The sequence below is a fragment of the Microbulbifer maximicatervae (SeqCode) genome (assembly GCF_052467225.1).
Map to the genome: position 1 here is coordinate 4760797 of NZ_CP174303.1, position 20418 is coordinate 4781214.

Annotated in this window: 19 protein-coding genes; 7 read left to right on the top strand and 12 right to left on the bottom strand. The window is 51.8% G+C overall.

Features of this window, described 5'->3' with window-relative positions; translation table 11 throughout:
* Positions 1-82 precede the first annotated feature (82 nt).
* Positions 83-1219 carry a tetratricopeptide repeat protein gene (locus tag ACJJIZ_RS20625; RefSeq protein ID WP_444914703.1) on the bottom strand — a complete coding sequence of 379 codons (1137 nt, stop codon included), beginning with the start codon at positions 1217-1219 and terminating at the stop codon, positions 83-85.
* 381 nt (positions 1220-1600) lie between these two features.
* On the opposite strand from ACJJIZ_RS20625, the gene ACJJIZ_RS20630 reads away from it, so the two are divergent.
* Positions 1601-3133: a peptide MFS transporter gene (locus ACJJIZ_RS20630; protein ID WP_444914704.1), complete on the top strand. Its 1533-nt coding sequence runs from the start codon at positions 1601-1603 to the stop codon at positions 3131-3133.
* 62 nt (positions 3134-3195) lie between these two features.
* Here ACJJIZ_RS20630 and ACJJIZ_RS20635 read toward each other — a convergent pair whose 3' ends face one another.
* The 8 genes from ACJJIZ_RS20635 to fabV all read right to left on the bottom strand — a co-directional run bounded on the left by ACJJIZ_RS20635 (position 3196) and on the right by fabV (position 10857).
* Positions 3196-4026, bottom strand: coding sequence for a sulfite exporter TauE/SafE family protein (locus ACJJIZ_RS20635; RefSeq protein WP_444906357.1), 831 nt, complete (start codon positions 4024-4026; stop codon positions 3196-3198).
* A gap of 74 nt (positions 4027-4100) precedes the next feature.
* The gene (locus ACJJIZ_RS20640; protein WP_444914705.1) at positions 4101-4874 is read right to left on the bottom strand and encodes an MBL fold metallo-hydrolase; all 774 of its coding nucleotides are present in this window, start codon (positions 4872-4874) and stop codon (positions 4101-4103) included.
* Positions 4874-6067 (bottom strand): NlpB/DapX family lipoprotein, encoded by a 1194-nt coding sequence (locus tag ACJJIZ_RS20645; protein WP_444914706.1) that lies wholly within the window; start codon positions 6065-6067, stop codon positions 4874-4876. Before ACJJIZ_RS20645 ends, ACJJIZ_RS20640 begins: the two co-directional genes overlap by 1 nt.
* A 34-nt stretch (positions 6068-6101) precedes the next feature.
* Positions 6102-6977 carry a 4-hydroxy-tetrahydrodipicolinate synthase gene (gene dapA, locus ACJJIZ_RS20650; RefSeq protein ID WP_444914707.1) on the bottom strand — a complete coding sequence of 292 codons (876 nt, stop codon included), beginning with the start codon at positions 6975-6977 and terminating at the stop codon, positions 6102-6104.
* Positions 6978-7068: 91 nt separating this feature from the next.
* Positions 7069-8034 carry an LpxL/LpxP family Kdo(2)-lipid IV(A) lauroyl/palmitoleoyl acyltransferase gene (lpxL, locus tag ACJJIZ_RS20655; protein WP_444895130.1) on the bottom strand — a complete coding sequence of 322 codons (966 nt, stop codon included), beginning with the start codon at positions 8032-8034 and terminating at the stop codon, positions 7069-7071.
* 106 nt (positions 8035-8140) lie between these two features.
* Positions 8141-8374: a DUF2789 family protein gene (locus ACJJIZ_RS20660; protein WP_413664456.1), complete on the bottom strand. Its 234-nt coding sequence runs from the start codon at positions 8372-8374 to the stop codon at positions 8141-8143.
* A gap of 149 nt (positions 8375-8523) precedes the next feature.
* Positions 8524-9567, bottom strand: a complete 1044-nt coding sequence (locus ACJJIZ_RS20665; RefSeq protein ID WP_444912153.1) for an NADP(H)-dependent aldo-keto reductase — start codon at positions 9565-9567, stop codon at positions 8524-8526.
* Between the two features lie 111 nt (positions 9568-9678).
* The gene (gene fabV, locus ACJJIZ_RS20670; RefSeq protein ID WP_444895132.1) at positions 9679-10857 is read right to left on the bottom strand and encodes an enoyl-ACP reductase FabV; all 1179 of its coding nucleotides are present in this window, start codon (positions 10855-10857) and stop codon (positions 9679-9681) included.
* 480 nt (positions 10858-11337) lie between these two features.
* Here fabV and ACJJIZ_RS20675 point away from each other — a divergent pair, with 480 nt between their 5' ends.
* From ACJJIZ_RS20675 to ACJJIZ_RS20685, 3 genes are all read left to right on the top strand, one after another.
* Complete coding sequence (locus tag ACJJIZ_RS20675) at positions 11338-11766, top strand: acyl-CoA thioesterase (RefSeq protein ID WP_108731868.1); 429 nt, start codon at positions 11338-11340, stop codon at positions 11764-11766.
* A gap of 79 nt (positions 11767-11845) precedes the next feature.
* A complete protein-coding gene (locus tag ACJJIZ_RS20680) occupies positions 11846-12418 on the top strand; it encodes a tRNA-(ms[2]io[6]A)-hydroxylase (protein WP_444914708.1) in 573 nt (190 codons plus the stop codon).
* A gap of 86 nt (positions 12419-12504) precedes the next feature.
* Positions 12505-13215 carry a DUF2238 domain-containing protein gene (locus ACJJIZ_RS20685; protein WP_444914709.1) on the top strand — a complete coding sequence of 237 codons (711 nt, stop codon included), beginning with the start codon at positions 12505-12507 and terminating at the stop codon, positions 13213-13215.
* Between the two features lie 9 nt (positions 13216-13224).
* Here ACJJIZ_RS20685 and ACJJIZ_RS20690 read toward each other — a convergent pair whose 3' ends face one another.
* Positions 13225-13701, bottom strand: a complete 477-nt coding sequence (locus tag ACJJIZ_RS20690) for an Lrp/AsnC family transcriptional regulator (protein ID WP_444914710.1) — start codon at positions 13699-13701, stop codon at positions 13225-13227.
* A gap of 177 nt (positions 13702-13878) precedes the next feature.
* Between ACJJIZ_RS20690 and ACJJIZ_RS20695 the strand changes: the two genes are divergently transcribed.
* Entirely contained in the window at positions 13879-15552 is a 1674-nt protein-coding gene (locus tag ACJJIZ_RS20695; protein ID WP_444914711.1) for an aminotransferase class V-fold PLP-dependent enzyme, read from the top strand.
* 19 nt (positions 15553-15571) lie between these two features.
* On the opposite strand, the gene ACJJIZ_RS20700 is transcribed toward ACJJIZ_RS20695, so the two are convergent.
* Positions 15572-16474, bottom strand: coding sequence for a universal stress protein (locus ACJJIZ_RS20700; protein ID WP_444914712.1), 903 nt, complete (start codon positions 16472-16474; stop codon positions 15572-15574).
* A complete protein-coding gene (locus tag ACJJIZ_RS20705) occupies positions 16474-17976 on the bottom strand; it encodes a SulP family inorganic anion transporter (RefSeq protein ID WP_413664447.1) in 1503 nt (500 codons plus the stop codon). The genes ACJJIZ_RS20700 and ACJJIZ_RS20705 overlap by 1 nt, the downstream gene beginning before the upstream one ends.
* Before the next feature lie 373 nt (positions 17977-18349).
* Here ACJJIZ_RS20705 and ACJJIZ_RS20710 point away from each other — a divergent pair, with 373 nt between their 5' ends.
* Together ACJJIZ_RS20710 and ACJJIZ_RS20715 are read left to right on the top strand one after the other, a co-directional pair.
* Positions 18350-19630, top strand: a complete 1281-nt coding sequence (locus ACJJIZ_RS20710; protein ID WP_444914713.1) for an efflux RND transporter periplasmic adaptor subunit — start codon at positions 18350-18352, stop codon at positions 19628-19630.
* Between the two features lie 82 nt (positions 19631-19712).
* Entirely contained in the window at positions 19713-20414 is a 702-nt protein-coding gene (locus ACJJIZ_RS20715; protein WP_444895138.1) for an ABC transporter ATP-binding protein, read from the top strand.
* The last annotated feature ends 4 nt before the right edge of the window (positions 20415-20418 follow it).

A 20418-nucleotide genomic window follows, 5' to 3' on the forward strand; every position in this document is an offset into this window, starting at 1 on the left:
AACTCGATAAGGGCGCCATTTGGCGCCCTTATTTTTTCTAGTGAAGTATTCGAAAATAAAGTTACGAGCGCTCTTACACCGACTACTCCCCAGCGCCCATTAAGAACTCTAACTTATTTATATATCTATTTTTAACGGCTAGATTATTTACCAGTGAAAATGCCTCCGAAAAGCTCTGCTTGGAAGACGCTACATCCCCAAGCTGGTACCGGGTTAACCCCAACAAAAAATGAAATCGGTGATCGCTACTATCGGCTCTTAGAGCCCTTCGGAGGCGCTTTTCAGCGAGCTTAAACTTGCCATTTTCATAAGCTTCACGCGCCCGATAGTAAATGTAATAAGGGTTTCTCTCACGGTGATAGCGAACTCGGTCAGCGTAGCCATCAGCCAGCACTTCCCTACCTGTACTACGGTACAACCGCTCTAAATTACTAATGGCAACAAGGTTTCCCTTTTGTAGGTTTAACGCCTGTAAATAACTCTGTTCAGCTTCATCAAGATGGTTAAAGTGGCTGTAGAAAGCTCCTAGATTTGACCAGAGATCCGCCCTATCCGGGTGCAACTGAATAGCTTTGCGCAGATACAAAAATGCTTGTTTCTCTTCCCCCTCGCGCATCAGCTCAACCCCCCGATTGCTGTAATAGAGCGCAAAAGCAACTCGATCCTCAAGCTTTTGCTGCTTGTAGATCGGATCGTAAGCGGCCAAGTTTAAGTCAACCACTCGCCGACCCCGCGCATGCTCGGACACCATATTCACATGGCGGTAGACAACGAAGATTTCGGCCTCATCTTGAGTCCAAACTGCCGGTACATCTACCTCATTAAAATAGGCATGGGCACCCAATTGCCTAGCCATAGCAACCATCATTAAGGTGAAGGTCAGGCAATTGCCACGCTTTCGGTGGTAAGCCTCTACTGCGGGAAGGGTAGTATCGGCATCGTATTCAAATTGCATATTTCCCTGACGGAAAGCACTTAGTAGTCCCCTTAACCGTGTATCAGGAGCTAAGCCGGGAGAAATTGTATTGAGGTAAGACTCTATATTGCTATCAAGATCTAATAAATCTTCATCTGGTAGTTCTAAATGCTCAACTGCCCTGCCGAAAACCGCTTTGCCACTTAACACAAGGTCGCTATCTGCAATTTCCACATGACGAATTGGAGACTGGGAGCAACCAGTGGTTAGTAGCACCAGAGTAAGTCCGAATAGAAGCTTCACAGTTATTTCCCCTCAAGATTAGGACTACAACAGGATTTAACTCTAATTTACAGACTCACAAAGTACCCTGTTGCCATTTTTATGAATAACCTCACAACAGTTCGCCTGTTAAATAGACAGCTGGTAAACTTTCCAAGTTACGCAGGAGGTAGGCGCTACAAACATTTGGGCCTTTGAGCTGGCTGGAAACACCCAGTCCAAATCCAGATCGGTCCCAACCTCTTTAAACAAGAGCAATACAGGAAAAAAATAGTACTCTGACACACGGATGAATTACCTGGCTAGCCAAAGGGCACCGAAATTTCAGTTCCCTGGCCAGGCTGCCTTCCTAATATGCAACAGCATATTGCATTAGAGCTATAACAACTGGAATTTCAGCTTATGTCGTCAAATACAGACCAGAATGACGCCGGCTTTTTTGGCCACCCCAAAGGGCTCTCGACACTTTTCTTCACTGAAATGTGGGAGCGGATGAGTTATTACGGTATGCGAGCCCTGCTTGTGCTGTTTATGACAGCCAGCCTTCAGGAAGAGGGCTTGGCCTTTACCGTTGCAGCAGCCGGAGCTATTTATGGGCTCTACACTGGCGCCGTGTACTTCCTCGGCCTGCCCGGTGGCTGGATTGCAGACCGCCTACTAGGAGGACAACGCACCATATGGTACGGCGGCATCATCATTATGTGTGGCCATATTGTGCTCGCTATCCCAACCAGTTGGAGCTTCTTTATAGGCTTGATCCTTGTTGCTACCGGCACCGGCCTGCTCAAGCCCAATATCAGTGCAGCAGTTGGACACCTGTACCAACCAGATGATGTTCGCCGCGACAGTGGATACGCACTGTACTATATGGGCATCAACATGGGCTCAATCATCGGTTATGCCGTCTGCGGGTACTTCGGTGAAAATGTCGGTTGGCATTGGGGCTTTGGTGCCGCTGCTGTGGGGATGGCTATTGGCCTGATCCAGTATCGCCGCACTATCCACAATCTGGGGGACGCAAGCCTCAATCCCGAGAACCCACTTTCGCCAGAAAAGGCAAAACTGGCTTGGCGCATAATTGGTGCTGTTGTAGTCGGTGTTGCAGTGATTACCGGCTTCGTGATGAATGGCACTATCACCATCAACCCGGTAGAAATAGCCAAGTACGTAGCTGTAGCCTTCACCCTGACCTTCCTTGCCTACTTTGGCTTTATCTACTTTGGCGGCCAGCTGAGCGGGTCAGAGAAAAAGAAAATGTGGGCGCTATTCCTAGTCTGTGTAGCCTCTACCTTTTTCTGGTCGGGCTTCGAGCAAGCGGGCTCCTCACTGAACCTATTCGGCCGCGACTACACGGATCGCCTGATTGGCAGCTTTGAAATGCCAACCTCCTGGCTACAAAGCTTTAACTCCATCTTTATCATTACCCTGTCCCCCTTCTTTGCCGCGCTGTGGATTAACCTGGGCAAACGCATGATCACCCCATCCTATGGGCTGAAATGTGCACTTGGCCTGATCATCATGGCCAGTGGCTTCTTGGTAATGTTCTTTGCCGCTCAATACGCAGCAGCGGGCCTGAAAGTTGCTCCTTACTGGCTGGTAGCTACTTACTTCCTGCACACTGTCGGTGAACTCTGCCTGAGCCCGGTGGCCCTGAGTGCAGTAAGTAAACTTTCTCCTCGCCGCTTTGCTGGCCAGATGATGGGTGTCTTTGTTCTGACTTACTCTATCGGCAACCTCTTTGCCGGTCTTCTGTCAGGTAACTTTGATCCGAACAATGTTGCTGAGATGCCAAACCTGTTCCTGCAAATCAGCTTGTTCACAATCGGAGTGGGTATCATCCTGGCCCTGATCAGTCTCAAGTCCAAGTACTGGGAAACTGACTCAGAAGCACCCCAGAATACTGCGACAGCTGAAGGCTCTACTAAAACGGCCTAATACTTAGCTGTATTCCAAAAAAAGGCCACTGCTGTGCAGTGGCCTTTTTTATTTTCCCTCGCCTAAAGCAAGCCTTGTAACAGACCGACATTCAGCCAGATAAAGCGCGCCCCAATAATAAACAGCAAAACGGCAAAGCAATGCTTAAGCATTTTGGGAGAAAGGCGATGGGCGAGATTGGCACCAAAGCGGGCAAAAAACGTGCTGGTGACAACGATTCCAAAAAACGCAGGCCAGTACACATAGCCACTACTCCATTCTGGTAGAAGCTGATTGCCCCAGCCCTGGAAACCAAAGCTCAGCGCACCCGCAACCGCAATGGGAAGACCACAAGCCGCCGACGTAGCGACCGCACGCTGCATCTTCACCCGGCAACGGGATAAAAATGGAACGGTTAGTGAGCCCCCACCGATACCAAAAATCGCCGATACCCAGCCGATAACTCCCCCAGCAGATAGCAATAAAGATGACCTTGGCAAGTTGCCGGCCCCCTCCGTTAATTGATCGTGCCGGGCACCACTAAGCCACATCCTCACCGCAATCACGATCGCAAAGACGCCTATCAGCAGCTGCAGCCAGGCACCGGGGAGTAATTCAGCAGTGGCACCACCGGCCCAGGAGCCGATTAAAATGCCTGGAGCCATAATTCCAAAGATCTTCCAGTCCACCGCCCTTTTCTTATTGTGAGCGCGCACTGAACTGATTGAAGTGACAATGATTGTTGCTAGGGAGGTGCCCACAGCCATGTGGGTGAGGATTTCAGGGGATATCCCCATGGCGGTGAAAACAAAAACCAAGGCAGGAACAATGATCAGGCCACCACCTACGCCAAATAGTCCGGCAATAGTTCCAGCAGCAGCACCGACCAACAAATAAACCAGTAGTATTTCCATAGCCCACCCCGTTTAAATACGACAAACAATTTTGTCGCATTTAAACAGATATAAGCTGGGGATAGATAGCGACCTTAACTTCGGCTTTCCACTGTAAGCCAGTCAAACCCTTCCTGCTGACAGGCAAAAATACAGCTCTCCACTGTTTCGGTAACCTCTGCCAGGGCCTCCTTTGCCAGGGCAAGACTGTTATTTTTTTCACTGATATGGGCTACAACCAGGTGCTGTAGCTGTTCATAGCCAACGCGCTGTAGAAAGCCAGCAGCCTGCTGATTACTCAGGTGGCCATAGGCACCTCCAACCCGTCGCTTCAACGAAGGTGGATAGGGTCCTTGAGCGAGCATCAGAGGGTCGTGATTTGCCTCTAGAACCAAGGCATCACAATCACCAAAGTGCGCTTCAACATGAGGGGTGATAGTTCCCAGATCCGTCAACAAGCCCAGACTGCTACCGCGACAGCGAAACACAAACTGCGCCGCCTCACGAGCATCGTGGGGAACCGCGACCGGGGTTACTTCAATATCAGCGACGACAAAGGGCTGGTGCCCCTCAATTAAGTGCAGCTCCGGTAACCTGCCAATATCACGCGCCTTAAAAGTACCGGGCGTCAGGTAGACAGGCAGGCCATATCTGCGCGCAAGTGGACCTACACCAGAGAGGTGATCACTGTGTTCGTGGGTAACCACAATCGCAGAGATATCAGCGGGAGACATACCGAGCCGCGCCATACGGCGTTCGGTTTCCTTGATGGTAAAACCGCAGTCAACCAAAAGAAAGTGGTCGCCACTGGCGACCACTGTTCCATTGCCTTTACTGCCGCTTCCCAAAGAGGCGAAGCGCAGGCCCATTAAATAAGGTTCTGCTGGATAGATTGAAGCAGCTGGGAAGCTTCATTCTTTGAAAGCGGCTGTCCGCGAGTATCGCGCACGCGCACTTCAATCTCATCGTCATTGCCACGAATAACAATCAGATAACCGGGATAAGCCTCGCTTGTAGCGGTTCCTACTCCCAGGCCTTTGATTTCCTTGAAGAGAGCAGGTTCAGCACCCTCAGTCATATCAATTCCAGCCAAGATCTGCTGTAGGCTTACCTGATCAGCGCTCTCTGCCAGCTCGTCTTCATCGCTCTTGCTACCCCAGGAGAACCAGCCTCCGTCGCCATCTTCCTCATCAGAAGCAAGTGCACGGTCTTCATCGTAGGTGACGTAAAAAAGTCCAATATCGGAATCTTCACGGTGTAGACGATAAGCACCAGAATTCACAGCATGAGCGACAGTAGCCCAGGCCCGATCCATTTCGAGCCCCATTGCAATATAGGGCTCATGACCAGCAGGCTCCCTCAACTGGACCTTAAGTGAGCTGCTACCAATTGCCTGGGCAACCAAAGACGCTGTAGCAGCAGCTGTTTCTGACGCCAGTGCCGTGGACATTTCATCAATCATCCACCCTTCTCGCTCAGGGCTCGAAGAGCGGTCTGGCCAATTAACGCTACCGCCAACCGGGGCTGCAGAAGGCACAGACAAGTGGCGTACATGAATCTCTGTCGTATCGGGTTGCACACCGGTCTCTACCTGCAAGCGATACTTATCTTTAGTGTCAGGGCTCTCTTTAAAGGCCATCCAGGCAGTTTCCATCACACCCGCATTGGCATCTGACATTTCTATACTCAAGCCTGAGCTGCGAAGGAATTGGTGCAACTGGGGCCACACCTCTTCAGGAGGCTGGGATACCAGCACCCAGCGATTTCCGCCGAGCTTTTGAATCTTTACTCTCTCCAGACCCGCATTCACTGAAAGCGCTTGAGGACGCGGAACTTCAAATTCCCCTTGGGCCAGCTGCTCTCCTGCAATCTGGGGGATCTCATAGAGTTCCTCCTGATGCTTGGTATTAACACCTTCAGGTATCCGCAGAGGCGTCAGGCTATCGGCATGCTGGTAATCATTACTGCGATCGCGGAAATAGCCATCGTTGCCGAACACACCGCACCCCGCCAGTGTAATACTGGAGATAAAGAGCCCGGCTCCAACGGTCAATTTTTTCATTAAAGCTATCCTGGTTAATTCTCAGTTCGCGGGTTTAGAGTACACCGGCACTGCGCAGAGCTTCGCGCACTGTTCCGTGGTGCTCAGGGGATAAACTTGTCAGAGGCAGGCGTATTCCACCGTCGACACGACCCATCTCCCGGAGAGCCCATTTCACCGGTATCGGGTTGGACTCCAAAAACAGCACTTTGTGCAATATTTGTATTCGCTGGTCAATTGTCCGTGCAGTCACCGCATCACCGGCCAGCGCAGCTTCACACATTTGGGCCACTGCTGCGGGGGCCACATTAGCGGTTACACTAATATTTCCATGACCACCCAGTAACATTAGTTCAACCGCGGTACTATCGTCGCCAGAGTAAACGGCAAACCCTTCGGGCAGAGTATCTATTAAAACCTTAGCCCGCTCCAGATCACCGGTGGCTTCCTTGATGCCTACGATATTGCTGACCAACGCCAGGCGCTGTACCGTCTCCGGCAACATGTCAACTGCTGTGCGGCCGGGAACATTGTAGAGAATTTGGGGAATGGAGACAGCCTTGGCCACCGCACGATAGTGCTGGTAGAGGCCTTCTTGGGTGGGCTTATTGTAATAAGGTGTAACCAGCAGGCAGGCATCTGCACCACATCGGGCGGCATTCTCTGTAAGGTCAATCGCTTCAGAAGTAGAATTTGCGCCAGTTCCAGCAATCACTGGCACTCGACCTGCCACTTGGTCCACAACACGTCGAATAACCTCAATGTGCTCATTGAAGTCCAAGGTTGCAGATTCACCGGTAGTCCCCACAGCAACCAGTGCTCGGGTCCCCTGCTCGATATGCCACTCAACGAGGTTGTGCAGACTGTCCCAATCCGGGCTTCCGTCTGCGTACATTGGGGTGGCCAGGGCCACCATACTACCGGTTAACATCCTCACTCCTTATTTTTGCACTCCACCCGGAATACCACCGCCAGAGTCAGTTCAGTATGTTACTTAGGCCAGGGTATCTGCGCCAGTGCGACTAGCTCGCCACTCTTTTGCGTTTCTTTTTCTTTTTGCGTACCCCGTGATACACGTTTTCTGCCCCTTCAGGACGGGTCTTAAAACGGCGATGCACCCACATGTATTGTTCTGGGGCCTCTCGAATACGCGCTTCGATAAACTGGTTCACCAAAATGGCATCTTGCAGCTCATCTCCCGAAGGGATCTGATCAATAGGATCGTAAATCTTCAAACGGTAACCTGAGCCATCATCCAGTCGTGTTACCACATAGGGCACCACTTTGGCCTTGCCGACCCTGGCGAACCGTGAGGTTCCCGTAACAGTCGCCGCGGGAACATCGAAGAAAGGAGCAAAGATCCCCTGCTTAATCCCATAATCCTGGTCCGGAGCATACCAGACCGCACGCCCGCGCTGCAGGGCTCGCAATACCCCGCGCACATCTTTACGCTGATAAACACTGCCATTCTCAGTATGGCGCTCTCGCCCTTTGCGCTGCATGTAGTCATAAACCGGATTTTTGTGCGGCCGATACATGCCATCGAGAGTAATACTCATCCCCATCATGGCGGCGCCGATTTCCAGGGTAGTGAAATGCATGGCCATCAGGAGAACGCCCTGGCCTTGGGCCTGGATGGCCTGCAGGGCTTCCAGCCCTTCAAAGGTAAAGCGTTTCCGTAACCACGCTGCAGAGCGAAACCAGGCCATGCCGGTTTCCATCAAGGCGATACCACTGGACTCAAAATTACGCCTAAGAAGTTCAGCTCGCTCATCTTCCCCCAGCTCGGGGAAGCACAGCGCGAGATTGCGTTCAGCAATCGTGCGCCGGCTGGTAGCTACTCTTAGCATTAGGCGGCCAAATGCACGGCCCATGGCCAACTGCCAGCGATAGGGCAATTGCGCGATCAAAAACCATAGTGCAAAAAGCAGCCAGGTCAGCCAGTAGCGAGGATGCAGCAGCGCCGCGCGAAATCGGGGTTTTTCCATCAGATCTATATCAGGGTGTGGCGCCGAGGCGCAACCTAAGTCGGTTGAAAACGACGTAGTATACCCTATGCGAGGAGAGCAGGGACTGCGTAACAGCCACAGGAGGTCAGTGCCTTAACAGGGTGTCCAACTCATCCACTGCGACACACCAATCCGAATCATCCAAGATAGCATTCTCCAGGAACTCTCGTTGCCCATCACTCCAGAAGGAGGCGGAGGAAAGCTTCTCATGGCGGTGCAAATAGTGCGTGACCAGAAATTCATGGATCTGTGCATCTTCAGACGCCAGCCCCAACTGGGAAAACAGGTCCTTCAGTGTGTGATGTCCAGTAGTTTCCATAACGATTACCGCTATCTATTCTGGCAGCCATATTTTCATGGCGACTACCCCAATTATAGTTGGGCAGCCCCTGATTCATCCCGCATTATTCCTGCGGGGCTTTCAGAGGCATCACAGGCTTTCATCAATAGAATTCAGACTCTGCCCTTTTAGGGCGCCGGGTTGGGATTCCCCTGGTGTATAGCTTCGATAGCCGCTAATTGCTCACCATCCAGGGTAATTTCAACGCTGGAAATATTGGAACGCAATTGCTCGATAGTTGTGGCGCCAATGATATTTGAAGTGACAAATGGCTGCTGATTCACGAATGCCAGTGCCATCTGCGCAGGGTCCAGACCAAACTCCCGGGCCAAATCCACATAGGCCTGGGTCGCAGCCAGGGTTCGCTCTCCAGCGTAGCGCTGAAAGCGATCATAGCGGGTAAGTCGCGCACCCTCAGGCTTCCTTCCCCCCAGATACTTACCCGAAAGAACCCCAAATGCGAGGGGGGAGTACGCCAATAGGCCACATCTCTCGCGAATAGCAATTTCAGCGCAGCCAACTTCAAAAGCCCTGTTTAAAAGACTGTAGGGGTTTTGAATCGATACAATCCTTGGCTTCCCGTAGGCAATCGACTGCTGCAGGTACTCAAACATACCCCAGGGGGTCTCATTGGAAACACCGATATGACGAACCTTGCCCTGCTCAACCAACTCTTCGAGTGCGCCCAATGTTTCAGCTATAGACACACCATCGTCGCTGCCGTGGGTATAGTCCAGGCGCCCGAAGAAATTAGTTTGCCTTTCAGGCCAGTGGACCTGGTAGAGGTCAATGTAGTCAGTGCGCAAACGTTTTAAGGAATCGTCACAAGCCTGCAAAATCTGCTCTCGGTTCAGGCGGGGACCCGAGCGAATATGGCCAACACCTGAATTGGCGGCACTGCGGCCCGCCACTTTAGTTGCGACAACAACCTGGTGCCTGCCTCCTCGCGCAGCCAACCAGTTGCCGATATATTCCTCGGTTCGGCCCTGGGTTTCTGGCCGTGGCGGTACGGGATACATTTCCGCGCAATCAATGAAGTTAACCCCTTGAGATATTGCATAGTCGAGTTGCTCAGCGGATTCAGCTTCATTATTTTGTTCACCATAAGTCATGGTGCCCAGGCAAATCTGGCTTACCTTAAGGTTGGTGGTGCCGAGTTGGCGATACTCCATTGAAAAACCCCCATAAACCGAAAAACCGGATTATGCAGCTTTGCTAGGAAGAGTTGTAGGAGTGCGTTACGGAAGGGGAAACGGGACTCCCAAATGGAGTCCCGCAAAAAATCAGCCGAATTTGGTATCTACCATAGGTGAGGTATCTGCATCGTAATCAATGCCATCAACACCAAATCCAAACAGCTTGAGGAAATCCGCCTGATAGCCCTTGAAGTCAGTCAAGTCAAACAGGTTCTCAGCAGTTACCTCTGGCCAGAGCTTTTCGATCTTAGCCTGGGTCTCAGGGCGCAGCTCTTTCTCGTCCATACGTAAACGGTTCACATCATCGAGACGTGGAGTATCGGTATAGAGCCCCTCAGTGTAGAGGCGGTATAGCTGTTCGATACAGCCCTCATGAGTCCCCTCTTCTTTCATGATTTTGTACGCAAGAGAGATATAGAGTGGCATCACCGGAATAGCAGAGCTGGATTGGGTAACCAGCGCCTTCAAAACGGCAACGTTAGCCGCAGCCTTACCGTTATCGGTGATCGCTTTTGCCGCGCGATCAAGATCTTCTTTAGCTTTACCGATAGTCGCGTGACCATAAATCGGCCAGGTCAACTTTTCACCGATATAGGTATAAGCCACAGTTTTGCAGTTATCAGCCAATACCCCGGCATCACCGAGGGCCTGCATCCACAGTTCCCAGTCTTCACCACCCATAACCTTGACGGTATTTGCGATCTCTTCGTCGCTCGCCGGCTCCAAAGTAATATCGGAGATCTCCAGCTTGTCAGTGTTCAGATTCTTGGCAGTGTAAGATTTGTTAATGGGCTTGAGGACAGAGCTATACAGCTCACCGCTTTTCGGATCTGTGCGACGCGGGGATGCCAAGCTGTAAACCACGAGATCAACCTGACCGAGGTCTTCTTTGATCATCTCTACAGTCTGGGCTTTCACCTCATCAGAAAAAGCATCGCCATTGATACTCTTTGCGTAAAGCCCCGCTTTGTGGGCCTCCTGCTCAAAAGCTGCGGAATTGTAATAACCCGCAGAAGCCGTGCGCTTTTCAGTAGGCGGCTTCTCGAAGAACACACCAAGGGTGCTTGCGCCGCAACCAAAAGCAGCTGTAATTCGCGATGCCAGGCCATAGCCTGTGGAGGCACCTATCACCAGCACCTTTTTGGGCCCATTTTCGACCGCTGGCTGGGACTGAATATACTCAATCTGCTCGCGTACGTTAGCAGCGCAGCCCTGCGGGTGGGCATTGGTACAAATAAAACCGCGTACTTTCGGCTGGATGATCATCCTTACAGTCTCTCCCTTCGTCTTTTGGGAATCGTTGTTACCTGATTACAGATACGCTGGTGGCGCTCCGGAGAACTATCAACCCAAGGTCGTGAGTGCGACGCCTGGGTCAGGTTCGTGGGCCATTCTAATCTCTGTCGCCGAGGAGTCCCATAGCGGTATTTCCCACAATCGATAGATGACGTCCAAAATATCTACTATCCCGGCCAAAGCGCCATATCCTGTTCAAAACCCAAACAAGAAATCGATATTTCCTGACTTTCCTGCACATAAAAGGGGCTACAGTGATTAATGTCGCGCCAAGCCGGTGCCACAAAAGGGCCAATTGACATATTTCCACAGGAAAATTCATCAACCGCGCTTTTTCTGGCTTGGCACGCTGTATGCAGTCTCACCAGTGAAGGAAGCTTTTCGCTGTCATACAGCAAGCCAGGGATGGCTCGAGCGTTGTTAAACCTGTAGTAAGTTAGGAAGGTCAGAGTGAAATACTATTCGCGACACTGTGTGAAACCCGGAGACCTCAATCCCGCCCAGCGCCTGTTTGGCGGACAGCTACTGTCCTGGATTGATGAGGAAGCAGCAATCTTTGCCGGCTGCCAGATGGGTACTCCAATGCTGGTCACCAAACTGATGTCGGAAATTGACTTCGTCAGCTCCGCTTGCTGCGGTGATGTGGTGGAGTTTGGATTCGAGGTGGTTGGTATCGGCCAAACCTCGCTCACAGTCCACTGCGAGGTTCGCAACAAACAGTCACAACAGCTGATTGTGCAAGTGGACCAAATTGTTTTTGTCGCGCTGGACGCAAATGGCAAGCCCACCCCTCACGCAAAGGCCGGCATGTCCCTGGAACAGGCCCGAATTGTTACTCAACAAGAGCGGGAGGTTCGCGAACGCAGAATTGCCAGCTGACTCTACCCCGGAGCAATAACGCTCTAGAGCAGTGAAACGGTGGCGGTATACTGACGCTTTGCACTAACCGCCATCGACTATGTTTGAACTGCGATTTCACACCCCCAAACCCTGGGCTCAAGTGGTGCTCGCCGACTTTGATCGATTCCTGCAGGACCATGCTGCCGCAGAGAAAAAGGCCTCCGGCATGGCGGTATCCATGTTCTCCCACTATCCCGACAAGCCCGTTTTAGTGGAAGCCATGATCAACCTGGCACTGGAAGAAATGAACCACTTCCGCCAGGTTATCAAGATTATGCATGATCGAGGGATCTACCAGGCACCGGATGCGAAAGATCCGTATATCAACACCCTGCGCCAACTGATTCGCCAGGGGCCAGATGAATACTTGATGGACCGCCTGCTCACCGCAGCGATCATCGAAGCGCGGGGGTGCGAGCGCTTTGGACTGGTGGCTGAGGCACTGCCATCTGGCCCCCTGAAGACCTTCTACCAGGTCATCACCGATAGTGAAGCTCGCCACCACGAACTATTTGTCGAACTCGCCCTGGAGTACTTTCCCCGTGAAAAAGTGGAAGCGAGGCTATCTGAATTACTCGATGAGGAAGCCGCGATTACTGCCGCACTCCCACACCGCGCGGCATTGCATTAGCGGACCGTAATTCAACGCAATTCCTATTCCCCTCCAATGGTGTATCCTGGCGCCAATCTCTAGCCCGACGTAGAGGCGCCAAACATATGCAGACTTTCCTTCGCCAACACTGGTTCCACCTGTTCTTATTGACCACCTTTGCCATTACCTGGGCCTGGTCTGCCTGGAACCCCCTGCACCCCGATGACTGGTTGCTGGAGAACTATCTGGTATTTGCCGCTCTACCGGTCATTTTGATCAGTGCACGGAGTTTTCCCTTATCGAATATCTCCTATACATTGATCACCATCTTCATGTGCCTTCATGTGATCGGCTCTCACTACACCTATGCCGAAACGCCTTTTGGCTACACCTTGCAGGAATGGCTGGGCTCCGATCGCAATATGTACGACCGCCTGGTGCATTTCAGCTTTGGCCTTCTCCTGGCCTATCCGGTGCGAGAGATTCTTGTGCGCCTGGCTCAGCTGCGTGGATTCTGGGCCTATTTCTTCCCGGTAGACGTGACTTTTGCGCTCTCATCAATCTACGAAATCATTGAGTGGCAAGCGGCAAAAGCTGTCTCTCCAGAATTGGGCGCAGCCTTCCTCGGCTCTCAAGGAGATATTTGGGACGCGCAGAAAGACATGCTGCTGGCGGGGCTCGGCTCTATCACCACCATGCTGGTGGTACTCGCCCTGAACCTGTGGTTGAACTCCAACGCCTGGAGTGAGATTCGCAACAGCCTTAAGGCCCCCCCGGGTGACCGCGCCCTGGGAGAAACCCGATTGCGCCACTGGTGGAGTAATCGACGCGGCTAGAATCCACCCCTATTTCGACAATGCATGATTTAGCGGTAAACGGGTTGTCTGCTTCATCGTCTCCATCACAAAACTGGAGCTGACATCAAACAGGTCGGCCTTGATCAGTTCCTTGTAGAGACGATCGTAGCCAGGCATATCGGTGACTACCGCTTTGATCAGATAGTCCAAATCTCCACTCATACGATGGACCTCAAGAATTTCAGCCACCCCCTGTATCAATTCGCTAAAACGGGCGGCCCACTGATCATTATGCTGGTTGGTACGAATTGAAATATAGACCGTCAGCGGCAAGTTCAGTTTTTGCTGATCGAGGAGGGTAACCCTGTCGCAAATCACCCCCTCATTCTCAAGACGGTGAATGCGGCGCCAACATGCCGACTTGGACATCCCAACCCGCTCGGCAATGTCCCCCACTGACAGGGTCGCATCAGCCTGCAACAGCTCGAGTATTGCCCTATCCAGTTTGCTTAATCCTTCAGTCATCACTCAGTCCCCGCCTCGCCCAATCACACAAAATGACGCTTAATGGCACAGTTTTACGATTTAAATCTTATTATCGGCACAATCATTCATAAATCACACAATAAAGGATACAAGTAGAGACATTGTTTCAAGCATTCGGGACTAAAGTGAGCCCCACAAAACAGGGGAAAGGAAATCATGACAGACCTGATAAAGCACATCCGCGACTCAGTAATCGGCGATATGCAAGCAATCGTAACGCCGTTTGGAAAACGTCCTCTGGTGTACGCCGACTACACAGCTTCCGGTCGTGCGCTGACATTTATCGAAGAGACTATCCGCCAGCAGGTACTGCCCTTCTATGCCAATACCCACAGCGAGAGTTCCTATACCGGTGCCCATACCACCGCGCTACGGGAGCAGGCCCGTGAAGAAATTCGTCAGGCAGTCAACGCCAGCGATAACCATAAAGTGATTTTTTGTGGTTCTGGTGCAACAGCGGCGATCAACAAATTGATCGATATTCTCAACTTGCGCCTGCCCGCAGACCTGGATAGGCAACACCAGCTCTTAAGTAGAATTCCCGAACATGATCGCCCGGTTATTTTTATCGGCCCATACGAGCACCATTCCAATGAACTCCCCTGGCGAGAGAGCATTGCCGATTTAATCGCTATTCCACTGGATCAAAGTGGAAAACTTGACCTTGAAGTACTGGAATCAGAACTGCGCGCCCATGCCCATAGACCACACAAAATCGGCAGTTTTTCTGCGGCCTCTAACGTAACCGGAATCAAAACAGATGTAGAGGCAGTGACTGCACTCCTTAAAAAACACGGAGCTTTATCATTTTGGGACTACGCCGCCGCAGCACCCTATGTGCAAATTAATATGCAAGGGCCAGCAACGCCGGATAGCCACTACCAAAAGGATGCCGTGTTTATCTCCCCGCACAAATTCATCGGAGGACCCGGCACCCCAGGTATTCTGGTTGTACACGAAGATCTGCTGAAAAACTCGGTACCTGCTACACCGGGAGGCGGTACCGTCCTTTATGTCACACCGGAAGATCACCGCTATCTGGAAGACGCCGAGCGCAGTGAAGAGGGCGGCACTCCAGCCATTATCGAGTCGATCAGGGCCGGTATGGTTTTCAAACTTCAACAGACGGTGGGCGCAAAAGAGATTGGTCGACGCGAAACCCAATTTTTACAGCGGGCACTGCAACGCTGGTCGGAGGAGGAGGCCATTGAGATACTCGGCAATACTGACTCCGCACGACTATCCATCATCTCCCTGCGAATTAAATGGAACAGTAAGGACCTTCACTACGGTTTTGTGGTGGCATTGCTCAATGACCTGTTTGGTATTCAGGTTCGCGGAGGCTGCTCCTGTGCCGGTCCCTATGGACACGCTTTATTGGGCATCGATATGGCCCACAGTAAATCCCTGGAAGAACAAATCCTGCAAGGTCAGAAGGTACTGAGACCCGGTTGGATAAGACTCAACTTTAACTATTTTATCAGCGAGGAGGCCTTCGAATACTTATTGGAGGCAGTGGCCCTGGTCGCCAACTACGGCTGGAGATTGTTGCCGTTTTACCGTTTTGACCCACTCACCGGCGTATGGAGATATCAGGATAAGAAAATGAGGACATCGTTTGATATTTCTCAGCTGACATTTACTGAGAAAGACACGCAACAAGAGCAGGAAAACCGTTGCAACTTAGATCTTAAGAGCTATTTAATGATGGGAGAAAAAGAGCTTCGCAAAGTTGGTCGCGAAGCCCATTTCTACGATTTAAGACTACCCGATGAGGCAGAACCCCTACGCTGGTTTGCCAGCCCCCGGGAAGCGGCACTGGCACTTTAAGTGGGAAGCGAAGGGGCTTCTAGCGTAACAGCAACAGAGGCTGGCGGGCTTTCAACAACATTTTTACGGTGATGCTTCCCATTAGAAGGTCGTGCAGGCGGTTGTGACTGAAAGCTCCCATCACGGTTAGGTCAATCTGGTGCTCGGTTTGGTAGGCCACCAAAGCTTCAACGGTATTGCCGGTGAGATTACTGGCAGTGCAAGTGAGTCCTGCAGAATCCAGTTTGGCCGAGGCTTCAGCCAACAAATTCTCCGCAGTTTCAGCCGCCCCTACATAGACAAGGTGACAGGAGAGTTCGCGAAATAATGGGCTCTCTGCAACCATCGCCAATGCCTTGCACGAGGCCTCACTGCCATCGTAGGCAAGCATCACCCTGCTGGGCTCTGTGAAGTCCCGATTGACCACCAAAATCGGCTTGTGCAGTGAGCGCACCACTGTCTCCAGGTGAGCGCCAAGTCCACGCTCAGAATCCCCGTGCTCTTCACCGCGAATTCCCAACACCAGCGCACGAATGGAGTCTTCCATTTCCACCACTGATTCTGTCAGGCTGTCGTGACGCTGGCAGGCTTTGATATTTTGCACACCGGCATCTTCGGCGCGGCTGCGGGCGGCTTGTAGCATCAGCTTGCCCTGCTGCACCATTAACTGCGCCCGCTGCTGCTCCAGCGCAGTTAACTCTTCCAGCAACTCCTCCTGACTTCCCAGGCCGATACTGCCGGTAAAATCGGTTACCGCAGGGACACTGCTTCTTTCGATGTTGTGCAACAGCTTTAACGGTGCTTGCAGGCTCCTGGCCAGCCAGGCCGAGTAATCACACACCGCTCCAGTGTAATGAGAGCCATCGATACAGGAGAGTATCAATGGCGCCTTGCCGCCATTACCTGTGTTCTCATTGTTATTTTCGCTGTTGCTTACGGCCATCAATGTCCTCCAAGAACCCGCTCAATTTCCTCGGGCTTATCGTGTACGCCAAAACGGTCGACGATCGTTTCACTGGCTTCATTCAATCCTACCAGCTCAACTTGTGCTCCCTCGCGGCGGAACTTAAGCACCACCTTGTCTAGCGCATTAACCCCGGAAACATCCCAGAAGTGCGCGCGGTTGAGGTCGATCACCACCGTATCCACCACCTCTTTGAAATCAAATGAAGCGGTAAACTTATCGGCTGAATTGAAAAATACCTGCCCAATGACCTTGTAAGTGCGGCGACTCTGCTTTTCATCCAGGGAGCTGCTCACATACATAAAGTGACTGACTTTGTTGGCAAAGAACAGCGATGCCAACAGCACACCGACAAATACACCATAGGCCAGGTTGTGAGTCCACACTACCACAACCACAGTGGCCAGCATGACCAAATTTGTAGAGAGTGGGTAGTGCTTCAGGTTGCGGATGGAGCCCCAGTCAAAGGTGCCGATAGAGACCATAATCATGACTGCCACCAGCGCCGCCATGGGGATCACAGCAACCCAGTCACTGATAAACACTACCAGTGTCAGCAGACCGATACCGGCCACCAGAGTGGAAAGACGGCCGCGACCACCGGATTTCACATTAATAACAGACTGGCCGATCATGGCACAGCCAGCCATACCACCCAGGGTACCCGCAGCAATATTGGCAATACCCTGACCTTTACACTCGCGGTTCTTGTCACTGGTGGTATCCGTCAGGTCGTCGACAATCGTCGCCGTCATCAGGGATTCCAACAAGCCCACAACGGCCAGACCTGCGGAGTAGGGAAAGATAATCTGCAGGGTTTCAAAGTTAAGCGGAACTTCTGGCCAGAGGAAAACAGGCAGAGTATCCGGCAGCTCACCCATATCGCCGACAGTGCGAATATCCAATCCCATAGTCACTGCCACTGCGGTGAGGAGCAGAATACACACCAGCGGTGATGGCACAGCCTTGCCAATCACGGGGATATAAGGGAACAGGTAAATAATCCCCAGACCCGCCGCAGTCATTGCATAGACTTCCCAGGTGCCGCCGATCAATTCCGGCATTTGCGCCAGGAAAATCAATATTGCCAGGGCATTGACGAACCCTGTCACCACAGCCCGGGAGACAAAACTCATTAAGCTCCCCAGCTTCAGGTAACCCGCAATAATCTGCAGTACCCCCGTCAATAAGGTTGCCGCAAGCAGATATTGCAACCCGTGTTCTTTCACCAGGGTCACCATCAGCAGAGCCATGGCCCCGGTGGCAGCGGAGATCATTCCCGGGCGACCGCCGACAAATGCAATCACAACAGCGATACAGAAAGAGGCGTAGAGCCCGACTCTGGGGTCAACGCCCGCGATAATCGAGAAAGCGATGGCTTCGGGTATCAAAGCCAGGGCCACTACCAGGCCGGCGAGAACATCCCGACGTATGTTGCCGAACCAGTCGGCTTTGGTCGATGAGAGCAGCGAAGGAAACATAGGAGACAGCTAATTAAATTGAGATTGATCAAAAAAAGGCCGCGCACTCTACCATAAACGGCAGCAACCCCGCATGGCGCAGCCTCCCTCTCCCCCACTTTTCCTCTGACAAATATCAGAACTGTCCACTGCCGTCCGACCGTGGACAAGGCGGACACCGGACACTTTTTGCGGACACCATCAAGAAAACTAAAAACTACAAAGTTTCAAAAAATTCCTTTTATTTCAACAAGTTAAATAAAAATTAACTGTTGGCATGCTTATTGCGATACCCCTCCTAACAAGCAGATTCTTAGCTCTGAATCCAAATTTCTAAAAGCCTGCATCCAAATAGCAATGACAGGCAAAACAGTAAGAGAAACGGAAAGCCGCAATGATTAGAGATACTTCCGGACAAGATACCAAGATAGAAGCCGTGCCGGTTTGGAAGAACAAAAAGGTCGTCAAAGCCTCGGTATTTGCCGGTTTGACAGTGGCATTCCTGACATGGGGTATCAACTCCTGGCACAGCAATAGCTCTGTCGACAGCACCCTCTCCCTGTCTCAAGTCAATATCGCCCAGGTCCAGCGAGGAGACCTAGTGCGAGATCTGGTGGTTCAGGGCCAAGTGGTCGCCGCAAACAGCCCCACGCTTTTCAGCCCTGCCCAGGGCATTGTGAAGTTTGCAGTGAAAGCTGGGGATACCGTTGACGAAGGGCAATTGCTGGCCACCGTCGACAGCCCGGAACTATCCAATCAGCTGGCCCAGGAAAACGCCCAACTCAACCAGCTGACGGTGAACCTGCAGCGCCAGAAAATCCAGGCCAAACGTCAGCATATGGAAAACCAGCAAAAGGCCGACCTCGCCAAAGTCAACCTCACCGCTGCCAAGCGAGAATTGAGGCGTGCAGAGTTGTCGATGGAAAAGCAAATTATCTCGCGGCTGGATTTTGAAAAAACTAAGGACGATATGGCCCGCGCCCAGCTGGAGTACGAACAAGCCGTACAAAATGCGGGACTGGAAAAAGAATCACTGACCTTTGAAACCCAGAACCTGGAACTCCAGGTCTCACAACAACGCCTTCAGGTAGAAGAAACTGAGCGCCGTGTCCGCGAGCTGAACATTATCTCACCGGTTAACGGCACCGTTGGTAGCTTAGCTGTGGCGCAGCGTAGCGCCGTGGGTGCCAATGCGCCACTTATTACAGTTGTCGATCTCACCAGTTTTGAACTCGAGGCCAAGGTGCCGGAAAACTATGCCGACGACCTGGGCATCAGCATGGCCGTGGTAATCAAACTCGGTGGAAAAGAATTACCAGGGGAAATTACTGCAATCTCCCCCGAGGTTATAAACGGCCAGGTGGTCGCACGGGTTCGTTTCACTGAGGGCCAGCCGAAAAAGCTGCGACAAAATCTCCGCCTTACCGCCCGCATACTGCTGGAAAACCGCAATAACGTACTGTTGGTCAAACGCGGTGGCTTCCTCGATCAAAGCGGTGGCAACCATGCCTTTCGTTTGAACAGCGAACAACAGGCGGAGCGAGTTTCCATCCAGATAGGCGCCTTTGGCTTAAAACAGGTAGAGATTATCTCGGGCCTACAAGAGGGAGACAGAATCATTATCTCCTCTTCCGAGGAACTCGAAAATGCCCAGCTAATTGCGCTGACAGATTAACCCCGAATTCAAATTGGAGCTCGATATAGCTCCTTAGTAAATCAATCAATAATTTAAAGTTTAAGAAAAAGGGAATATCGCAATGTTGAAAATGAACAATATCCGTAAAAGTTTCCGTACCGATACTATCGAAACTCATGCGCTGCGCGATTTCAGTCTCGAGGTTAAAGAGGGTGAGTTTGTTTCTGTAACCGGCCCCAGTGGCTCCGGTAAAACCACCTTTCTTAATATTGCCGGCCTACTGGAAACGCCCACCAGTGGAGAGTACCTGCTCGACGGTGAGAATGTCAGTAATCTCAATGACCGCCAGCGCTCACATCTGCGCAACGAAAAAATAGGCTTTATTTTCCAGGGGTTTAACCTGATTCCCGACCTAACCTTATTCGACAATATCGACGTTCCCCTGCGCTATCGTGGTTTCAATGCAAAAGAACGTCGCAAGCGTATTGAAAAAGTGCTCGAGCAGGTAGGCCTTTCTGCACGCGCTAAACACCTGCCGGCACAGCTCTCCGGTGGACAGCAGCAACGTATCGCTATCGCCCGCGCTTTAGCTGGCGAACCCCGTTTTCTGCTTGCGGATGAGCCCACCGGTAACCTCGACTCCTTAATGGCCCGCCAGGTAATGGAGCTACTGGAGTTTATTAACGAGTGGGGAACCACCATCGTAATGGTTACCCACGATCCAGAACTTGCACGCCGTGCCCACCGCAACATCCAGATCGTAGATGGACAGGTTTGCGATTTACGTGCGGTCCCCGAGCATCCTGCTGCCGTTACTGCTTAAGGAG

Bases quoted from the DNA above. Each gene is read 5' to 3' on its own strand.
- ACJJIZ_RS20630 (WP_444914704.1), top strand. From the start codon at position 1,601: ATGTCGTCAAATACAGACCAGAATGACGCCGGCTTTTTTGGCCACCCC.
- ACJJIZ_RS20635 (WP_444906357.1), bottom strand. From the start codon at position 4,026: ATGGAAATACTACTGGTTTATTTGTTGGTCGGTGCTGCTGCTGGAACT.
- ACJJIZ_RS20640 (WP_444914705.1), bottom strand. From the start codon at position 4,874: ATGGGCCTGCGCTTCGCCTCTTTGGGAAGCGGCAGTAAAGGCAATGGA.
- ACJJIZ_RS20645 (WP_444914706.1), bottom strand. From the start codon at position 6,067: ATGAAAAAATTGACCGTTGGAGCCGGGCTCTTTATCTCCAGTATTACA.
- dapA (WP_444914707.1), bottom strand. From the start codon at position 6,977: ATGTTAACCGGTAGTATGGTGGCCCTGGCCACCCCAATGTACGCAGAC.
- lpxL (WP_444895130.1), bottom strand. From the start codon at position 8,034: ATGGAAAAACCCCGATTTCGCGCGGCGCTGCTGCATCCTCGCTACTGG.
- ACJJIZ_RS20660 (WP_413664456.1), bottom strand. From the start codon at position 8,374: ATGGAAACTACTGGACATCACACACTGAAGGACCTGTTTTCCCAGTTG.
- ACJJIZ_RS20665 (WP_444912153.1), bottom strand. From the start codon at position 9,567: ATGGAGTATCGCCAACTCGGCACCACCAACCTTAAGGTAAGCCAGATT.
- fabV (WP_444895132.1), bottom strand. From the start codon at position 10,857: ATGATCATCCAGCCGAAAGTACGCGGTTTTATTTGTACCAATGCCCAC.
- ACJJIZ_RS20680 (WP_444914708.1), top strand. From the start codon at position 11,846: ATGTTTGAACTGCGATTTCACACCCCCAAACCCTGGGCTCAAGTGGTG.
- ACJJIZ_RS20685 (WP_444914709.1), top strand. From the start codon at position 12,505: ATGCAGACTTTCCTTCGCCAACACTGGTTCCACCTGTTCTTATTGACC.
- ACJJIZ_RS20690 (WP_444914710.1), bottom strand. From the start codon at position 13,701: ATGACTGAAGGATTAAGCAAACTGGATAGGGCAATACTCGAGCTGTTG.
- ACJJIZ_RS20695 (WP_444914711.1), top strand. From the start codon at position 13,879: ATGACAGACCTGATAAAGCACATCCGCGACTCAGTAATCGGCGATATG.
- ACJJIZ_RS20700 (WP_444914712.1), bottom strand. From the start codon at position 16,474: ATGGCCGTAAGCAACAGCGAAAATAACAATGAGAACACAGGTAATGGC.
- ACJJIZ_RS20705 (WP_413664447.1), bottom strand. From the start codon at position 17,976: ATGTTTCCTTCGCTGCTCTCATCGACCAAAGCCGACTGGTTCGGCAAC.
- ACJJIZ_RS20710 (WP_444914713.1), top strand. From the start codon at position 18,350: ATGATTAGAGATACTTCCGGACAAGATACCAAGATAGAAGCCGTGCCG.
- ACJJIZ_RS20715 (WP_444895138.1), top strand. From the start codon at position 19,713: ATGTTGAAAATGAACAATATCCGTAAAAGTTTCCGTACCGATACTATC.